Source organism: Cyclobacterium sp. L-R (assembly GCF_056859355.1).
Genome location: NZ_JBSXOH010000097.1, coordinates 264,298 through 278,511 on the forward strand (window position 1 = coordinate 264,298; position 14,214 = coordinate 278,511).

The 14,214-nt window shown below is 39.8% G+C and carries 12 protein-coding genes; 5 read left to right on the forward strand and 7 right to left on the reverse strand.

The features are described from left to right. Positions 1 to 47: 47 nt before the first annotated feature. Positions 48 to 1,568 carry a SusD/RagB family nutrient-binding outer membrane lipoprotein gene (locus tag AC13EX_RS22750; protein WP_482894467.1) on the reverse strand — a complete coding sequence of 507 codons (1,521 nt, stop codon included), beginning with the start codon at positions 1,566 to 1,568 and terminating at the stop codon, positions 48 to 50. 11 nt (positions 1,569 to 1,579) lie between these two features. After that, positions 1,580 to 4,741: a SusC/RagA family TonB-linked outer membrane protein gene (locus AC13EX_RS22755; RefSeq protein ID WP_482894468.1), complete on the reverse strand. Its 3,162-nt coding sequence runs from the start codon at positions 4,739 to 4,741 to the stop codon at positions 1,580 to 1,582. A 988-nt stretch (positions 4,742 to 5,729) separates the two neighbouring features. On the opposite strand from AC13EX_RS22755, the gene AC13EX_RS22760 reads away from it, so the two are divergent. The 3 genes from AC13EX_RS22760 (at position 5,730) to AC13EX_RS22770 (ending at position 7,454) form a co-directional block, all read left to right on the forward strand. After that, a complete protein-coding gene (locus AC13EX_RS22760; protein ID WP_482894469.1) occupies positions 5,730 to 6,470 on the forward strand; it encodes a hypothetical protein in 741 nt (246 codons plus the stop codon). 156 nt (positions 6,471 to 6,626) lie between these two features. Next, positions 6,627 to 6,995: a glycerophosphodiester phosphodiesterase family protein gene (locus AC13EX_RS22765; protein WP_482894470.1), complete on the forward strand. Its 369-nt coding sequence runs from the start codon at positions 6,627 to 6,629 to the stop codon at positions 6,993 to 6,995. Positions 6,996 to 7,004: 9 nt separating this feature from the next. Further along, entirely contained in the window at positions 7,005 to 7,454 is a 450-nt protein-coding gene (locus tag AC13EX_RS22770; RefSeq protein WP_482894471.1) for a glycerophosphodiester phosphodiesterase, read from the forward strand. Between the two features lie 369 nt (positions 7,455 to 7,823). Here the strand turns inward: AC13EX_RS22770 and AC13EX_RS22775 are convergent, their stop codons facing one another. Next, complete coding sequence (locus AC13EX_RS22775; RefSeq protein ID WP_482894472.1) at positions 7,824 to 8,606, reverse strand: helix-turn-helix domain-containing protein; 783 nt, start codon at positions 8,604 to 8,606, stop codon at positions 7,824 to 7,826. A 130-nt stretch (positions 8,607 to 8,736) separates the two neighbouring features. After that, entirely contained in the window at positions 8,737 to 9,597 is an 861-nt protein-coding gene (locus tag AC13EX_RS22780) for a ChaN family lipoprotein (RefSeq protein ID WP_482894473.1), read from the reverse strand. Between the two features lie 213 nt (positions 9,598 to 9,810). On the opposite strand from AC13EX_RS22780, the gene AC13EX_RS22785 reads away from it, so the two are divergent. Beyond that, positions 9,811 to 10,263 carry a hypothetical protein gene (locus AC13EX_RS22785; protein WP_482894474.1) on the forward strand — a complete coding sequence of 151 codons (453 nt, stop codon included), beginning with the start codon at positions 9,811 to 9,813 and terminating at the stop codon, positions 10,261 to 10,263. 141 nt (positions 10,264 to 10,404) lie between these two features. Next, the gene (locus tag AC13EX_RS22790) at positions 10,405 to 11,247 is read left to right on the forward strand and encodes an oxygenase MpaB family protein (RefSeq protein WP_482894475.1); all 843 of its coding nucleotides are present in this window, start codon (positions 10,405 to 10,407) and stop codon (positions 11,245 to 11,247) included. 7 nt (positions 11,248 to 11,254) lie between these two features. On the opposite strand, the gene AC13EX_RS22795 is transcribed toward AC13EX_RS22790, so the two are convergent. From AC13EX_RS22795 to AC13EX_RS22805, 3 genes are all read right to left on the reverse strand, one after another. After that, a complete protein-coding gene (locus AC13EX_RS22795) occupies positions 11,255 to 11,425 on the reverse strand; it encodes a C1orf53 family protein (RefSeq protein ID WP_482894476.1) in 171 nt (56 codons plus the stop codon). Beyond that, positions 11,426 to 12,157 carry an SIMPL domain-containing protein gene (locus AC13EX_RS22800; protein WP_482894477.1) on the reverse strand — a complete coding sequence of 244 codons (732 nt, stop codon included), beginning with the start codon at positions 12,155 to 12,157 and terminating at the stop codon, positions 11,426 to 11,428. It abuts the gene before it with no gap. A gap of 218 nt (positions 12,158 to 12,375) precedes the next feature. Further along, positions 12,376 to 14,202 carry a RagB/SusD family nutrient uptake outer membrane protein gene (locus AC13EX_RS22805; RefSeq protein WP_482894478.1) on the reverse strand — a complete coding sequence of 609 codons (1,827 nt, stop codon included), beginning with the start codon at positions 14,200 to 14,202 and terminating at the stop codon, positions 12,376 to 12,378. Positions 14,203 to 14,214: the final 12 nt, after the last annotated feature.

The following is a 14,214-nucleotide window of genomic DNA, read 5'->3' on the forward strand; positions in this document are numbered from 1 at the left end:
GGCAACCACTACCAGCTTCTGACTTAATGTAAATTACTATAAAAATCTTAATTTGGAGGGAAAACATCTTGGAGTGGATGCGTAAAAGGTACACCTTCACGAGCATCCCACCAAACGGTAGTCATAAGCTCATCGCCTCCTATTCTATCTGCTGCTGCTTTGACATTCGCCTCATTTTTCAGGTATTCGTCGTTAGGGTAGGTCAATCTTCTTGGAACCTGCCCATTTGTAACACCCGCATCACTTCCAATCCATACGGTTGGGTATCCGGTTCTCCTAAACTCAGCCCATCCCTGATAGTGTTGAAAAAAGGTGGAAATGTATTTTTGAGTGACTATTTTTTCAAATTGCTCCTCTTCAGTGCCCACTAAACTTCCTGTATCTTCATTTAGAAAATCTTGAATGTCTGTGTCTGGAATAGCATACTGTTCCATAGAAGCTTGTATACCCATTAGGTATTGCTCATTGGCATCTTCTGTAGTAATGCCTGCAAAAGCAGCTTCTGCCTTTAGGAAGAGCACTTCGGCAGCATTCATCACAATTATATCATAGGTTTCCTCTTTTAATAAAGGGCCTACACTGGCTACCATTTCCTGTCCATAAGGTTCTTTTTCCTCCTGGAGCAATTGTATAGGTCGTCCACGGAAAGAACCAGAGCCGTCTAGTGCAGGACTGGCCAATACTGGCAATCTCGGATCGGCGGTAGGAATCATTACATCCATTATGGGAAATCCCACAAACATAGGAGTAGTTGCAGTTAATTCTCTGGTCCAGATATAATTGACATTGTTCGTGTTTTCTGATGAACTTGGTGGAAGGGTGCGCAATGAGGCGTTTTCCGAATTTTCATCAATTAAAGGACTATTAATTACATCAGAAATATGTTCGGAAGCCAAAGTTGGACTAGCGAACCTCGCTCTGATGGCTAGTCTTAAACGCAAGGAATTGGCAAACTTCTTCCAATTTTCTACATCTCCCTGATAAAGAATATCCGCATTACCAAAAGACAATTGATCTCCCTGGGCTCCCAATTGCGCTGCTGCTTCCTTCAACTCTTTGAGCATATCGGTATAAATCTCTTCCTGGGTATCGTACTTTGGTTGGTTAATAACATTCTCTACGCCTTGTGCAGCTTCAAAGTAAGGGATGTCTCCATAGGCATCCGTAACCCAATGATACAACCACACTTTCCAGATCCTGGCCATTGCATTTTGATCATTTTTCTGTGGATCGTCAGCAGTGAGGCGCATGACTTCACCAATATTAATGATATAATCCCTGTAATAATTGAAAGGGGAGGTGTAATCCGCATTCGAGAAAATATTGCCACTTGCCTGATTGGCAAAGTATCCTGAAAATTCACCAATGGTCCCACTGTTATAGGATTCAAAGATAGAGCTCTTTAACACATTGGTAAAAATGGTCTCAGGCTGAACCTTCTCCTCTGTCAACAATGTTGGATCCGTATTTATGGCGTCAAAATCGGCTGTACAGGCAAGGCCTAGCATAAATAGCACCAATAGTGATGTAAGGCTTTTTATATTTATGTTTAATTTTATTATTTGCATAACTCAGTTGATTAGAAAGTCAAAAATAAGTTAAAACCCATGCTTCTGGTAGTAGGGAGGCCACGTGCTTCTACTCCTTGGGCCGCCGTGGAACTGTTAAAGGCTGTTTCGGGGCTGATGCCCATCAACTTGAATTCAGGGTCACGGTACAAGTACAACAAGTTCCTTCCTACAATGGATAAGCGGGCATTGACAAAGGGGGTCTTGCTTAAAAATCCTTTGCTAAAATTATAGCCAAAAGTAACTTCCCTTAAAGCCATATAATCAGCATCGATGACCATGGTCTCGGCTATTCCTCCCCAAGGGCCCTGCTCAGCATAATATTGATGAGACAATAAGGAAATGTTATTTTCTGTAAATGTTCCATCAGCATTTTCTATCAGGCCATCTACAATAAGATCTTCTGTATCCCTTGCTTCTGTGAATTTCCCAGTGCCTTTGGCCATCTGATCATATTTACTATAAGAATAAACCTGACCTCCTAATCTAAAATCGAGCATTCCACTTAAAACAAATCCTTTATAGGAAAAAGTATTGGTAATGCCACCTAGAAAATCTGGTTGAATATTTCCCAAAACGGTCATTTCATCTGCTCTTTGCCATTTGCCTAGCTCAGATACCAAAATCCTTCCGTCCTCATTTCTCTTTTTAGCAAATCCTACAATATTACCATAGGGTTGGCCTACTCTGGCCTCAATTGTTCCTGTACCGCTCAATAAGGTGTGGCTGTTTATGCCCGGTGCTAGAGATACCACTTCAGACCTGTTTCTAGATCCATTGATGCCCAAGTCCCAGGTAAAATCGCCTGCCTTTACCAGTTTGGCATTGATCATTAATTCCAAACCTTGATTTCGGATTTCGCCTGCATTGATCAAACGCGTATTGAAACCAGTAGCTGCTGAGATTTCTACAGGAAGAATTTGGTTTGTGGTGGATTGGGTATAATAAGTGAAATCAATTCCCAGCCTGTTGTCGAAAAACCTTAAATCCATTCCCAGCTCGAAAGAGGTAGTCAGCTCATTTTTCAAGTCCTCTAAGGGAACATTGCTTCGGATGGATGCCAGGCGAAGGCCGTCGAAAGTTTGGGTACTCAATGAATAGCCTGCTCTGGTCAAATAGGGATCCGCATCATTTCCCGCTTCTGCATAGGATGCCCTAAATTTGCCAAATGTAAAGATCGGGGAATCCATTTCCAAGAAATCCGTAAAAGCGAAACTTGTACTAACGGAGGGGTAAAAGAAAGATTGATTTTCCACTCCTAAAGTGGAGGACCAATCGTTTCTTCCCGTAATATCAAGAAATAGATAATTTCTGAAAGCCAGTTGACTTTGGAAATAGACGGAATTCATTTGCTTTTGAATGCGATAATTCCGGGGGAAAACCAAGGAGGCATTAGTGATGTGGTACAAATCGGGGATGTCAAGGTTTTCCCCGCTAACTTGTACGACCTCTTGGTCTCGGTTCAAATGATTGGCGCCTATAGAAAACGTGCCGTTGAAATCGCTGCTTAAATCCCCTGTAGCGGTCAGCAATACATCATTGTTTTCTTCCTTGACACGCCACATGGTATTTCTTACCTGCCCATTAAGATTGGTTCCCCCCGGAGTTCCCTGAGGAACCATTGCAAACCTGTTGTCGGTATAGAAATCTGTCCCGGTTCTACCTTGTATGCTCAGCCAATCTGTAAAATCATATTTTACCCTAGCCATGCCTATTACCCGGTCTCTGGTATCATTGTTCTTGAATTTTTCCGTAATCCAATAGGGGTTATAAGGTGAGCCAGGCTTAAAACTTGACATAAGCCCATCAGCTTTGGTATGGTCCCTGAGCCAATCCAGGTCTATGCTTCTTGGCATCACTTCCAAGCTGGATTGTAAACTGCTGAAGCTGATTCCATTTTGAATTCGATTATTGCCTTCTTGTCTGGTGTAGTTGATCTTTGCATCTACGAGCAGCTTTTCAGAAACCTGATGAGACCCTCTTAAGGTGATGGTTTGCCGATCAAGGGTGTTGTTAGGTACAATACTCTTGTTGTTCATGTTTGAGAATGAAAGCCTTAAGGTACTGGTTTCATTTCCTCCAAACACAGAGACTGTATTGGTGCTTGTTGTTCCTGTCCTGTAAAAATTCTCAATATTGTCGGTAGGCTGAGCGGTGTATGGTTTTACTCCCCAATCTCTGGCATAATCATAAATAATAGGTCTTCCGTCCATAGCGCCTCCCCATTGGTCCAATAACCAGCCGGGCCAAACCAAGGTTTCTTGCCCATCGATTTCCTCTGTGCCAAAGGCACTGTAATTGTCATCATATCCACCGCCCCAGGTGTTTTGAAAGGTAGGGTTTACACTTGGTGTTTCGAAGGTGTAATTGGAATTGATTTCCACACCTATTCCTTGTCCTTTTTTTCCTGACTTAGTGGTGATCAAAATGACACCATTGGCTCCTCGAGCACCATACATAGAAGCCGCACTTGGTCCTTTCAATACAGAAATGTTTTCAATGTCGTCGGGATTGATATTGCCTATTCCATCTCCGTAGTCATAACCAGAGAAACTGGATGCAGGATCAAGGGTTTGATTGTCAATGGGGATACCATCCACTACGTATAAGGGTTGGTTATTTCCTGTTAATGAGCTGTTTCCACGGATGACTACATAGGATGAACCACCGGGACCACCAGAGGTAGGGTTGACATGAATGCCAGCTACTTTCCCTTTGAGGGAGTTGACCACATTGGGTTCTCTTGCTTGGGTCAATTCTTCGGTACTCACTTCCTGAACAGAATAACCTAAGGCCTTTTTCTCTCGCTTAATTCCAAAAGCAGTTACCACTACTTCTGATAGTTCACTAATATCAGGATCCAACTGGATATTGATTTCGGACCTGTTTCCCACTTTTATGGTTTGGGAGATGTATCCTATACTAGATATCACCAGTGTGGATTCAGGCCCCTGAACAGAAAGACTGTATTGACCGTTCACATCTGTGACCGTGCCCTGATTTGTAGCTTGACCACCCTGTAATAATAAGGTAGCACCAATAATTACCTGTCCATCTTCCGAGGACGTTACCGTTCCGCGAACAATTGGATCCTGGGCTTTTACCTCTTCCAGAAAGAGGAGTAAAATAAATATAAGGGAAACCATGCCCTTAAATCTTAAATCATTTCTCATAAGTAGTGTGGTTAAATTAATTGAATCTAAAAACAAAATATAATGTGGTTATTATGTATAAATAATTACTTTAAATATAATAAATACAAATAAATAATTATTTAATACTATTATATTTTTGTTTAGTTATTTTGACCTAAATAAAAAATGATAGAACCTAGGATTGGTGTTATTGTATAAAAGTGATGTATAATTATATCTGTATTTTGATGAATTTGAAGGGGAGGTATTCTAAGTTAATATGGAATTCAATGTTGATCATTCTTAAGACGCAGGCGGAATACTAGCATATTTGTAAGGGCTAGATGAAAGTCTATAAATTACTAAACCTCGAAATATGCAATCTATTACGTGGTGAAATCGCTTTAAAATCAGTCACTTCGTTGCTGTTTTAAATTGCACCATAGCGATGCAATGCTAAAAACTCAAAACAGCCTGATTTTCTTGCAATTGCACACTTCCAGTAAAGTCGGGGCATACTTCATCCTTGACCATTGTCAGGGCGGAGAAATTCCATTGAATAATCCGGGTTTAACGCGATGGAAAGAATGTAGGTAAGGAACTAAATGGTGTCAATAAGGATTTATGGTATGATTTAAGGAATTGTATATTAGCAATAAGGAATAGGTAAGAAACAATAAGGAAGATATGATTAATGATAAGGAAGTATTAAAGGTTATTTAGTAATGGATAAAAATTGATAAGGAGTCTAGGTGTTTAGTAAGGAAACATAAGTAACTTATAAGGAAACTAAATTCCTTGGTAAGGAATTAATAATCATCAATAAGGAAAAGGTAGGAATAGATAAGGAAATAAAGTAGTTATAAAAGGAATGCTTGAGGTGTAGGTTTTTACTGTTTGGAACCCGTAGGGATAATATTTGGCACTGTCTAAATAAACAAGTAAAATCAATCGGAGGCTCAATAAAACCGAATACTTTGGCCTAAACATTAAAATCCATTATTTTTGCCTCCTTAAATTGAATGTGATGAAAAAACCATTGTTGTTGTTGGCCTATCTGTTTGTAATCCTCGCTTGTACAGAAGAGGAAGGGCCTTCACTGCCTGTCGTCTATGAAGGGAACCTGGAAGTGCGATCACTTTCAGATCTTGAGGCCATTGCTGATAAAGATTATACGAAAATAAATGGCGTTTTGGCCATTCACTATACCAATGAAGTAGAGGATTTGTCCCTATTGAAAAATCTACAGGAAGTATCGGGACTTATCATTCGGTACAATGATGACCTGGAAAGCCTAAAAGGTTTGGAGAATGTACAAACAATTGACTTTCTGGAGATTGAAGATAACCTTCAGTTGAAGGAGTTGACAGGTTTGGAAAATTTACAATCTGTCTCAAAAATTTTGTCCATCAAAAACAACGATCGATTGATTTCCTTAGAAGGATTGAAATCCTTGACTTCCATGAACGAGCAATTTGTACTTTTTGACAACTTATCCCTGAGTAATCTGAATGGATTGGAAAAATTGCAGGAAGCCAATCAGATATTGATAACCAATAATATCAACCTTAAAAGCCTGGATGGCTTAGATAACTTAAGCAAATCTGCTGATATAAGGATTTATTCTAATGATTCACTTGTGGATTTATGTGCCTTGGTGAATTTTGTTGCACAAAAGGGTGAAGGGGATATTTTTACCGCCCAAATGAATGCTTATAATCCTACGGTGGAGGATTTTGCGAATAATAAATGTGCCATAGAGCAATAGGTACCAATTATCACCATTGTTTCTCGGTTAAAAATCGATTACTTATTACTGGTTAAGCCTTTTGATGATTATATAATTATTGAAAAAATAATGGCCCGCCTTTGCTTTTTGAGGTATAGCTAGGTGTTACTTTACTAATAGATTAAAAAAATACATATGTACCTGAATACAAAAAGGATTTTAGCGCCATTTTTATTGTTTTTCTTATTCATCCAATTGGGACTGGCCCAAGTCGATGAAATTAAAGACAAGTTTCTTAATTCATATGATTTGATGGTGATTGCACATAGGGCTGCCAATCAAAATTTCCCGGAAAATAGTATTATCGCTATCGAAGAAGCCATCCGCATGGGAGTGGATATTATAGAACTTGATATCAGAGTGACTGCAGATGGGGTAGTGGTGTTGATGCATGATCAGACTGTAGATAGAACCACTACTGGTACTGGAGATGTTGAAACATTGACTTACAGTTATTTGCAGTCTTTGCAGTTGTTGCATAAAGGTAAGCCTACCAATGAATAAATCCCTACCTTGGAAGAAGCTTTAAAGGTGACAAAAGGCCGTATCATGGTGGACATGGATATGAAAACAGATAAGGTGGATGAGGTTCTTGAGGTGGTCAAAGCCATGGATGTTGTGGATGAATTGTTGTTTTTTGATTCTGACTGGGATGTATTGGCAGCTTTTCAAGAGAGTCTTCCAGATGCTTTTATAATGCCTAGAACGTATAAAGCAAAAGAGATAAAAAAAGCTGTAAAGAGATTTAATCCTCGGGCAGTGCATATAGACCCAAGTTTCTATACTCCTAAAACAGTGGCAATTGCCAAGAAATATGGGGTGAGACTTTGGATAAATGCACTAGGAAAGATAGATAGAAATATGCTAGCCAATCCCGATGAAGAATGGGCAAGAGAATGGCTCAATAAAGGGGCAACCATGATGCAAACTGATGTACCTAGCTTTTGGACAAAACTAAAGTAATCAGGTCTTCAAATAATAGGAAGTGCGGCGATATTTAAATCGCCGCACTTTTTTTTTGCTAAAATTAAGCCACCTAGCTACATCAATAATGTTTAGGCTTCATTTCTTATAGACTCAAGCTTAATCTTTTTTAACCCGGATTATGAAATAGGATTTCTCCGCCCTGACAATGGTCAGGGGTGAAGCCTGTCCCGTGTTTACGGGAAGTGTTGCAATCGCAAGAAAATCAGGTTGTTTGGAGATTTTAGCATAGCATCGCTATGGTGAAATTGAAAACAGCAACGAAGTGGCTGGTTTTAAAGCGATTTCAGCACGTAATAGAATGTCTATTGCATATTTCTGGTTTAATTTACAGAGGAATATAGGTGCTTAGAATTTTTGATTGCGGACTTTATCAAAAGCACGGTATAAAACAACAAGCGCCAGCGCCTCACTTACAGCCAGCAAGATCAAACCCAGCAAGGCCAAAACAACAGATATGAAAGCCAATCCGGTCAGTATGGCTAAAATTCCTGCTACCAAAGCCATGTTGCCAAATTCCTTTTGATACTTGACAAGTCCATAACCAAATACTAAGTAAATACTTCCAAAAACGATGGATTCACCGGCCATCACAGCCATGGCATTGGTGTCGTCCAAATAAAACAAGTAGAGATCTGCGGCAATACAAATTACAATTCCAGCGATACCTAGTAAGGAAGCAGGTAATATCCAGTTATTTTCCCAGAGTCGTCCTAACTGATAAAAACCGAGCATAAAACAAGAATAGAACAATAGTATGCCTAGTTTGACCGGCGTATATTCCCATGGAGAAATACCAGCATCCATAGAAATGGTCAGTTGATAGTCCATAAAACCTTCCCAAAAGGCCAACAAAAAATACAGCAATCCACTAAGGAAAGCCAAAAAAATCCATTGAGCAGCTTTTTTACTGCCTTTTGGAACAGTAGTTTTCTTCTGCCATTGCTCAATGTCTATATCTAGTGCTGCAAAAATAGAGCGAATTGTATGTCCTCTGGGGGTGACTTCTCCTGCCTCTATCCGTTGGATTGTTCGCACATTGATATTACAACGGGCGACCAGTTCTTCTTGAGTAAGACCGTTGGCTTTTCTAAGCTCAAGTATTTTCTTTCCTAATTCTGGTTGTTCCATAATTGTCGCTTGTTTTATTTCTGCTGCAATGTCTGATAAAAATCAACGATTCAGCCTGTATTTACAACGGATTTGACCCGACATTTGCCCGACATTAGGCTTAGAAAGCCAGAAACAATGCAAAATACCCTTAATTTGTTAGGATGATAAAATCAGCTAGTGCTTCGTTGGTACTCCAATCTTGGTCATCTTCCTTTGGATTAGCAAAGCAGGAAATGGTGACGAGATTTAATTTTCGTTTTCTCTTTTTCAATTCCGAGACAGTCCCGAGACGCTCATCGCTGTGGAACCTGCCCGTAAGGTGAAGGATTTTCGTGTTTCGGTTTTTTCGGTGTGCCTTCAGTATGCTTTCTGCCATGGTGGCATCTCTTAGGAGTTGGGCATGAAAAACTGTAGGCCCCATGCTATGGGCATGTGCGCCCATTGCTGCATTGAATTTCGCGAGGTAGGGATCGGCCTTTTCAGGGATTTTCACCTTAGCATACAGATGACGGGCTTTTCTGTCGAGTTGGTTTAGGGAGCCAAGGCCTTTTCGGCTGACCATGTTGGCATACCTTCCGGGAACATTGGCTGCGACTACCTTTTGATTACGATCTTTTGCCAGATTTACCATTGGCGCATAGGCTGAATAGTTATTCCAGGCTTTTCCGGCATGTAGAAGTTTGCTTTCTGTAATCAGTCCTGCTAAGTATTCATTCAACACCCTCTGCACATCTCTTTCAAACATCTCCATACTTAAGGTTACGGATTCATGACTTTCCAATAACCTTTTGTACAACTGATATTGGAGGACATGTCCAAGACTGTCATTATGTTCTTCCCCAAAAACAATAATGTCTGCACTGTTTAGCCTTTCTACCAGTGAATCTAGAGAGAGTAGGTTTCCAGTTGCAGTTTCATAAATGGTATAGTTCTGCTTATGGAGATCCTTTGATGGAAGTGCTGCTTGTTGTAACAAGAATAAAAATAGACTAGGGATGAATAGAAGCATTTATGGAAGGTTTTTAATGGAGAATTAAAAATACATCTTTAGAGTAGTTAAATTAGCACCCATTTGGGCAAGATTTGAAATAATGGCCAGGGAATTTTGCGTTTTAGACCTAATGTCCGCCGTGTTTTATTTCTTCAATACAACATTTTTTAATCCAATCTCGTCTAAGATTTATATTTATTTCAACCATATCTTACTCAAATTTATTCAAAGATGATCAAAAAAGGGATGATTGCACTCCTAATAATCGTTGGAGTTGCTCAGATAGAGGCTAAAGCCCAGCAGGAATTCAAGATTGTTACTGTTGTAGAATCTATTGTACCTATGGGGATTGGTAGGTCTCGAATTATTGACAGTCAGTCGGAAAATAATTATGAAAAATTCACCACTGATAGGACAGATGGAAAGAAAAGCAACCAAAAGGAAATCAAGAGGTCCGATATTAAAATTGATGAACTGGAAGAAACCAAGCTGCTAAACTTTTTTAGTGCAACTGGTATTAATTTTCAAAACATAGCCTCTAATGATGCAGTTATTGCTTCTAAAATTAATACCATGTTGGCTGATGGATGGAAACTTACCTATGTCACAAGTGGAGTAGAGAGCAATGCAGGAGCAGATGATGGAAAAGGCATTTATATTACCCGTTTGTTTTTCTCAAGGTAGTCCGTCCTAACTAAGCAAAAGGAATAAAAAAAGGGAGTTGTTCAACAATTCCCTTTTTTTATTCTCGTAAAAATGGTGGTAGCTGAAATTATACAGGAATAACTTTTCAGAATTCCTGCCATAATTGTACATTTCGGATAGATGTATGACAAGCCTTTTACCAAACAAATAGAGGAGCTGGATCCCAAGGAAGATTTTGAGAAAATTTGCTTTCTGCTTACTTATCATTGTTTCCCATGGGACATGGAGAAGGCTTTAGAATTTGCCTTGTTCAGGACATTTGCGGTTCCCTCAGTTTCTCGCTTGCTTGTGGCTACCGGCGAGTTTATCAAGCATACACGTAAACGCTACGATGATACGGAGTTATTACTGTACGAAATTCTGGAAAACGGAATAGACAGTGAGCGAGGCAGTACAGCTATTGACCGAATCAATAATATGCATGGCAGGTACAAAATTCCCAACAGAGATTACCTCTATGTGCTATCTACTTTTGTTTTCGAACCGATTCGTTGGATGGATCAATGGGGTTGGCGTCCTTTTACTACTGGGGAAAAAGAAGCCATTTTTAACAATTACCTGAAATTGGGAGGGAGGATGCACATTACCGATATTCCTCAAACACTTGCTGATTTTGAAGCATTTAATCTGGCTTATGAACGTGATCACTTTGAATTTCATGCTTCCAATGCTGCTGTAGGCAATAAGACGCTTGACCTTTTATTGGGTTTTTATATGCCCAAATGGTTGTTTCCGGTAGGCAAACCTGTAGCACTTTGCTTGATGGATGCGCCTTTAAGGAAGGCGATGGGCTACCAAAAGCCTCCTAACTGGTTAATAAAAACCATAAAGAAATCCATGATTTTACGCGGCAGGTTATTGCGATGGTTGCCAGAAAGGAAAAAGCCAATGTTAGGAACGCTTCGCAAACGGAAAACCTATCCACAAGGATATAAAGTTGAGGAATTAGGGACTTTTAGATAATCTACGATTATTGTTTTAAATCTTTTGATGGGTAAGGGCAATGTCTACAACCGTTGCCGCAGCATTTTCCACGAAGTAAATGATAGGCTTTGGTAAAAACCATTAAGCCATCTTCAAAATAGTAGTGCTGTCCTTCTTTGAGTAGCTGGGGTGGAGGTAGCTTGTTTTCTTTTGGCATTTATTTGATGCTGTAATCCAGCTTCATGGTTATTGAAGCAGTTTTGGCTTTAGCGGAGGTATTAAACGTTCCTCCCCAAGAGTAATCTTCTCCTGAATTTTGACCTGTTATCTGGAATATTCCCATATTGGCGGATATCAAATTACTAAGCGATGCCCCTGAATTTTTAGCGATCATTTCGGCCCTTAGCTTTGCATCTTCCGTAGCTTTAGATATCAATTCAATTTTCAAATCAGCCAATTGGGTGAAGTAATAACGAGGTGCCTGGGAATAAAATTGAATTTCCTTATTGAGTAACTCTGTGATTTCTCTGGCCGTTTTTTCTACCTTTTCCACTTCTCTGGATTCGATGGTAATGGTTTGGCTAAGAATATAGCCTAAAAAGGTATTGCCCATAAATCTCCCTTCATTGTTGTATTCGGCGCGTGTGTTTTGTCTGGTTTGAACAGCACTGAAGACAATTTCTTCCTGTGCGATTCCCTTGGAGTTGAGGTAGACAGTAACGGCCTGTCTGTCTTTTTCAAGCCCAGAGTAAGCGTCTCCAAGGCTAAGAGCTTCTTTTTCAAATAACCCTTCCCAAACGATGAGGTCTGATATAAAATCAGTTTCTCCAAGGCCTGTTACTGTGATTTTAGCAGGTGCCTGATTTCGTTTCCAATAGGCATTGCCAAGTACAATAGCAGAAACAATGATTGCGATGGCAAAAATGACTGCTGTAAGATGCTGTTTCATAGGGAAGACCTTTTGATTTATCTTGAGATATACGAGAAAGTGCAACAAATTTACGTAATAATTGGTGTTTTTTTGAAACTTCTTTGACGGGCCATAAAAAAAGTGGTGCGCGTTCTCAGGTTTCAGTTTTACTGAATTACTTGTACGCGCACCACTTTTATTCTACAGAGATAAATTTAGCTATAGTGGCTAAAGCTATTTCTTATTTGCATATAGACTTAGTAACCTGGGTTCTGAACCAGTTGAGGAGCTCTGTTTAGCTCGTCTTGCTCAATTGGCACCCAGTATAGTTTTTCTGAAAAGTTTCTTTTAGGTGCGGCAGATATTTTTTTCCAAGTGGTAGTTGTAACACCATCTTCTGTGACTTCTTTAATATCTACACCATACAGGTCAGGAGCAAAATTCTCCTCCAATAATTTCCACCTTCTGGTATCGTACCAACCTACATTTTCAGAGAAGAACTCTATCTTACGTTCATACCTTAGGGCTTCCATAATATCCCCCGTAAAATCCGGTAAAGCAACCCGATTTCTAATCATGTTAATATAAGTAGTGGCCGTTTCGGTATCTCCCAATTCCAGAGATGCTTCCGCGTAATTCAAAAGAATTTCAGCATAACGAATCCAAACAAAGATATTTTCATTGGCCATGTCTCTTCCAATAATCTCATCGTCCATGAATTTTTTCATCACGTAACCTGTGTAATTCCCATTGGAAGGGGAAATTGGGCCTTGTCTGGTATCCAAACCAAATCGCTCGCTTACGACAATACCGTTTTCTATCACTGTTCTTGTTCTTCTTTCGTAGATTCCAAGTGGATCGATTTGTGCTAAATCCTCGAATCTTGGCTGGAAAACAGCACTGTCATATAAGATACTGCCATAGAACCTAGGCTCTCTATGCTTGTAAGGGTTTTCGTTTGTAAACTTTGTTGATACATTGATGTATTCATCATTGGCATTAAAATTAAAATGGTCAAAGAAATCTGTACCATCAGCCATTTGGTAGCTGTCTACAAAGTTGCCATAAGGAGCATTGTTTCCATGACAAGATAATCCGTTTAAGCCATTTCTTAAATTGGTGTTTATCCTAGGTCCATCATCAGCTCTGTGCATTTTTCCCCAAATAACTTCAGGGCTTGACAAATCTCTGGCTTTGAAGAAAGCAAAATAATTATAAGCAGCAGTTTCTTGATCGGTGGCACCAAAATCTTCTAAAGACACAGTTCCCAGGTCTATCAAATCTTTTGCAGCATCTCGGGCAGCGGCCCAGAGTTCTTGCCTGTTAGGGTTTGCATAACCTACATATTCATTTACGGCAGTTCCGTCTGCTGTTAAATCGCTGGCTGCAAATAACAAGATTCTGGATTTAAGCGCCATTGCGGTTTCTTTGGTAGCCCTACCCATTTCCATGTCGCTTTTGAGTAACAATAAATCGGCAGCAGTATCCAGATCCTTTACTATAAAGTCAATGGTTTCTTCAAAAGTGCTACGCAAGTATCCGGAAAAGTCTTCACCCAATTTAGCAGGAGTGTCCAATAAGGGAACACCACCATAAGACCTGCAAATATCACTGTAAAATACAGCCCTAAGGAAAGTGGCTTCGCCTTTTAAGACGTTCACCTCAGCTTGAATATTAGCTCTTTCTGATTGAGGGTAAGCTTCTGGTAGGGCATCAATTTGGGATAGAAACAAATTTAGCTTGTGGATATTGGAATAATGTTGCCAGGTTAAATGACCTCTGTCTGTGCCTGGATTTCCGGCACTGATGGTTCCTCTTCCATAATCCGTCAGTTCAGCACCTTTTGTCATTGTGGTTTCTCCCACAAAAAGGCCTGTTTGGTAACCATGACTACGCTGGTTCCAACCATATTCTACACTGTTATATAGGTCGTTTAGGTAGTACCTTACCAGGTTTATATCAGACCAAACGACAGGGTCAGAATAGCTATCAAGGGGTGACCTGTCCAGTAATTCATCGTTGCAAGAGAAGCTTCCAAGCAACAAAGCAACTAATATTGTCAGTTTACTTATATTTCTTTTCATAACGTAATATTT

Coding starts and splice junctions, on each gene's coding strand:
- AC13EX_RS22800 (WP_482894477.1), bottom strand. CDS start 12,157: ATGAAACAGCATCTTACAGCAGTCATTTTTGCCATCGCAATCATTGTT.
- AC13EX_RS22795 (WP_482894476.1), bottom strand. CDS start 11,425: ATGCCAAAAGAAAACAAGCTACCTCCACCCCAGCTACTCAAAGAAGGA.
- AC13EX_RS22775 (WP_482894472.1), bottom strand. CDS start 8,606: ATGGAACAACCAGAATTAGGAAAGAAAATACTTGAGCTTAGAAAAGCC.
- AC13EX_RS22780 (WP_482894473.1), bottom strand. CDS start 9,597: ATGCTTCTATTCATCCCTAGTCTATTTTTATTCTTGTTACAACAAGCA.
- AC13EX_RS22785 (WP_482894474.1), top strand. CDS start 9,811: ATGATCAAAAAAGGGATGATTGCACTCCTAATAATCGTTGGAGTTGCT.
- AC13EX_RS22790 (WP_482894475.1), top strand. CDS start 10,405: ATGTATGACAAGCCTTTTACCAAACAAATAGAGGAGCTGGATCCCAAG.
- AC13EX_RS22750 (WP_482894467.1), bottom strand. CDS start 1,568: ATGCAAATAATAAAATTAAACATAAATATAAAAAGCCTTACATCACTA.
- AC13EX_RS22755 (WP_482894468.1), bottom strand. CDS start 4,741: ATGAGAAATGATTTAAGATTTAAGGGCATGGTTTCCCTTATATTTATT.
- AC13EX_RS22760 (WP_482894469.1), top strand. CDS start 5,730: ATGAAAAAACCATTGTTGTTGTTGGCCTATCTGTTTGTAATCCTCGCT.
- AC13EX_RS22765 (WP_482894470.1), top strand. CDS start 6,627: ATGTACCTGAATACAAAAAGGATTTTAGCGCCATTTTTATTGTTTTTC.
- AC13EX_RS22805 (WP_482894478.1), bottom strand. CDS start 14,202: ATGAAAAGAAATATAAGTAAACTGACAATATTAGTTGCTTTGTTGCTT.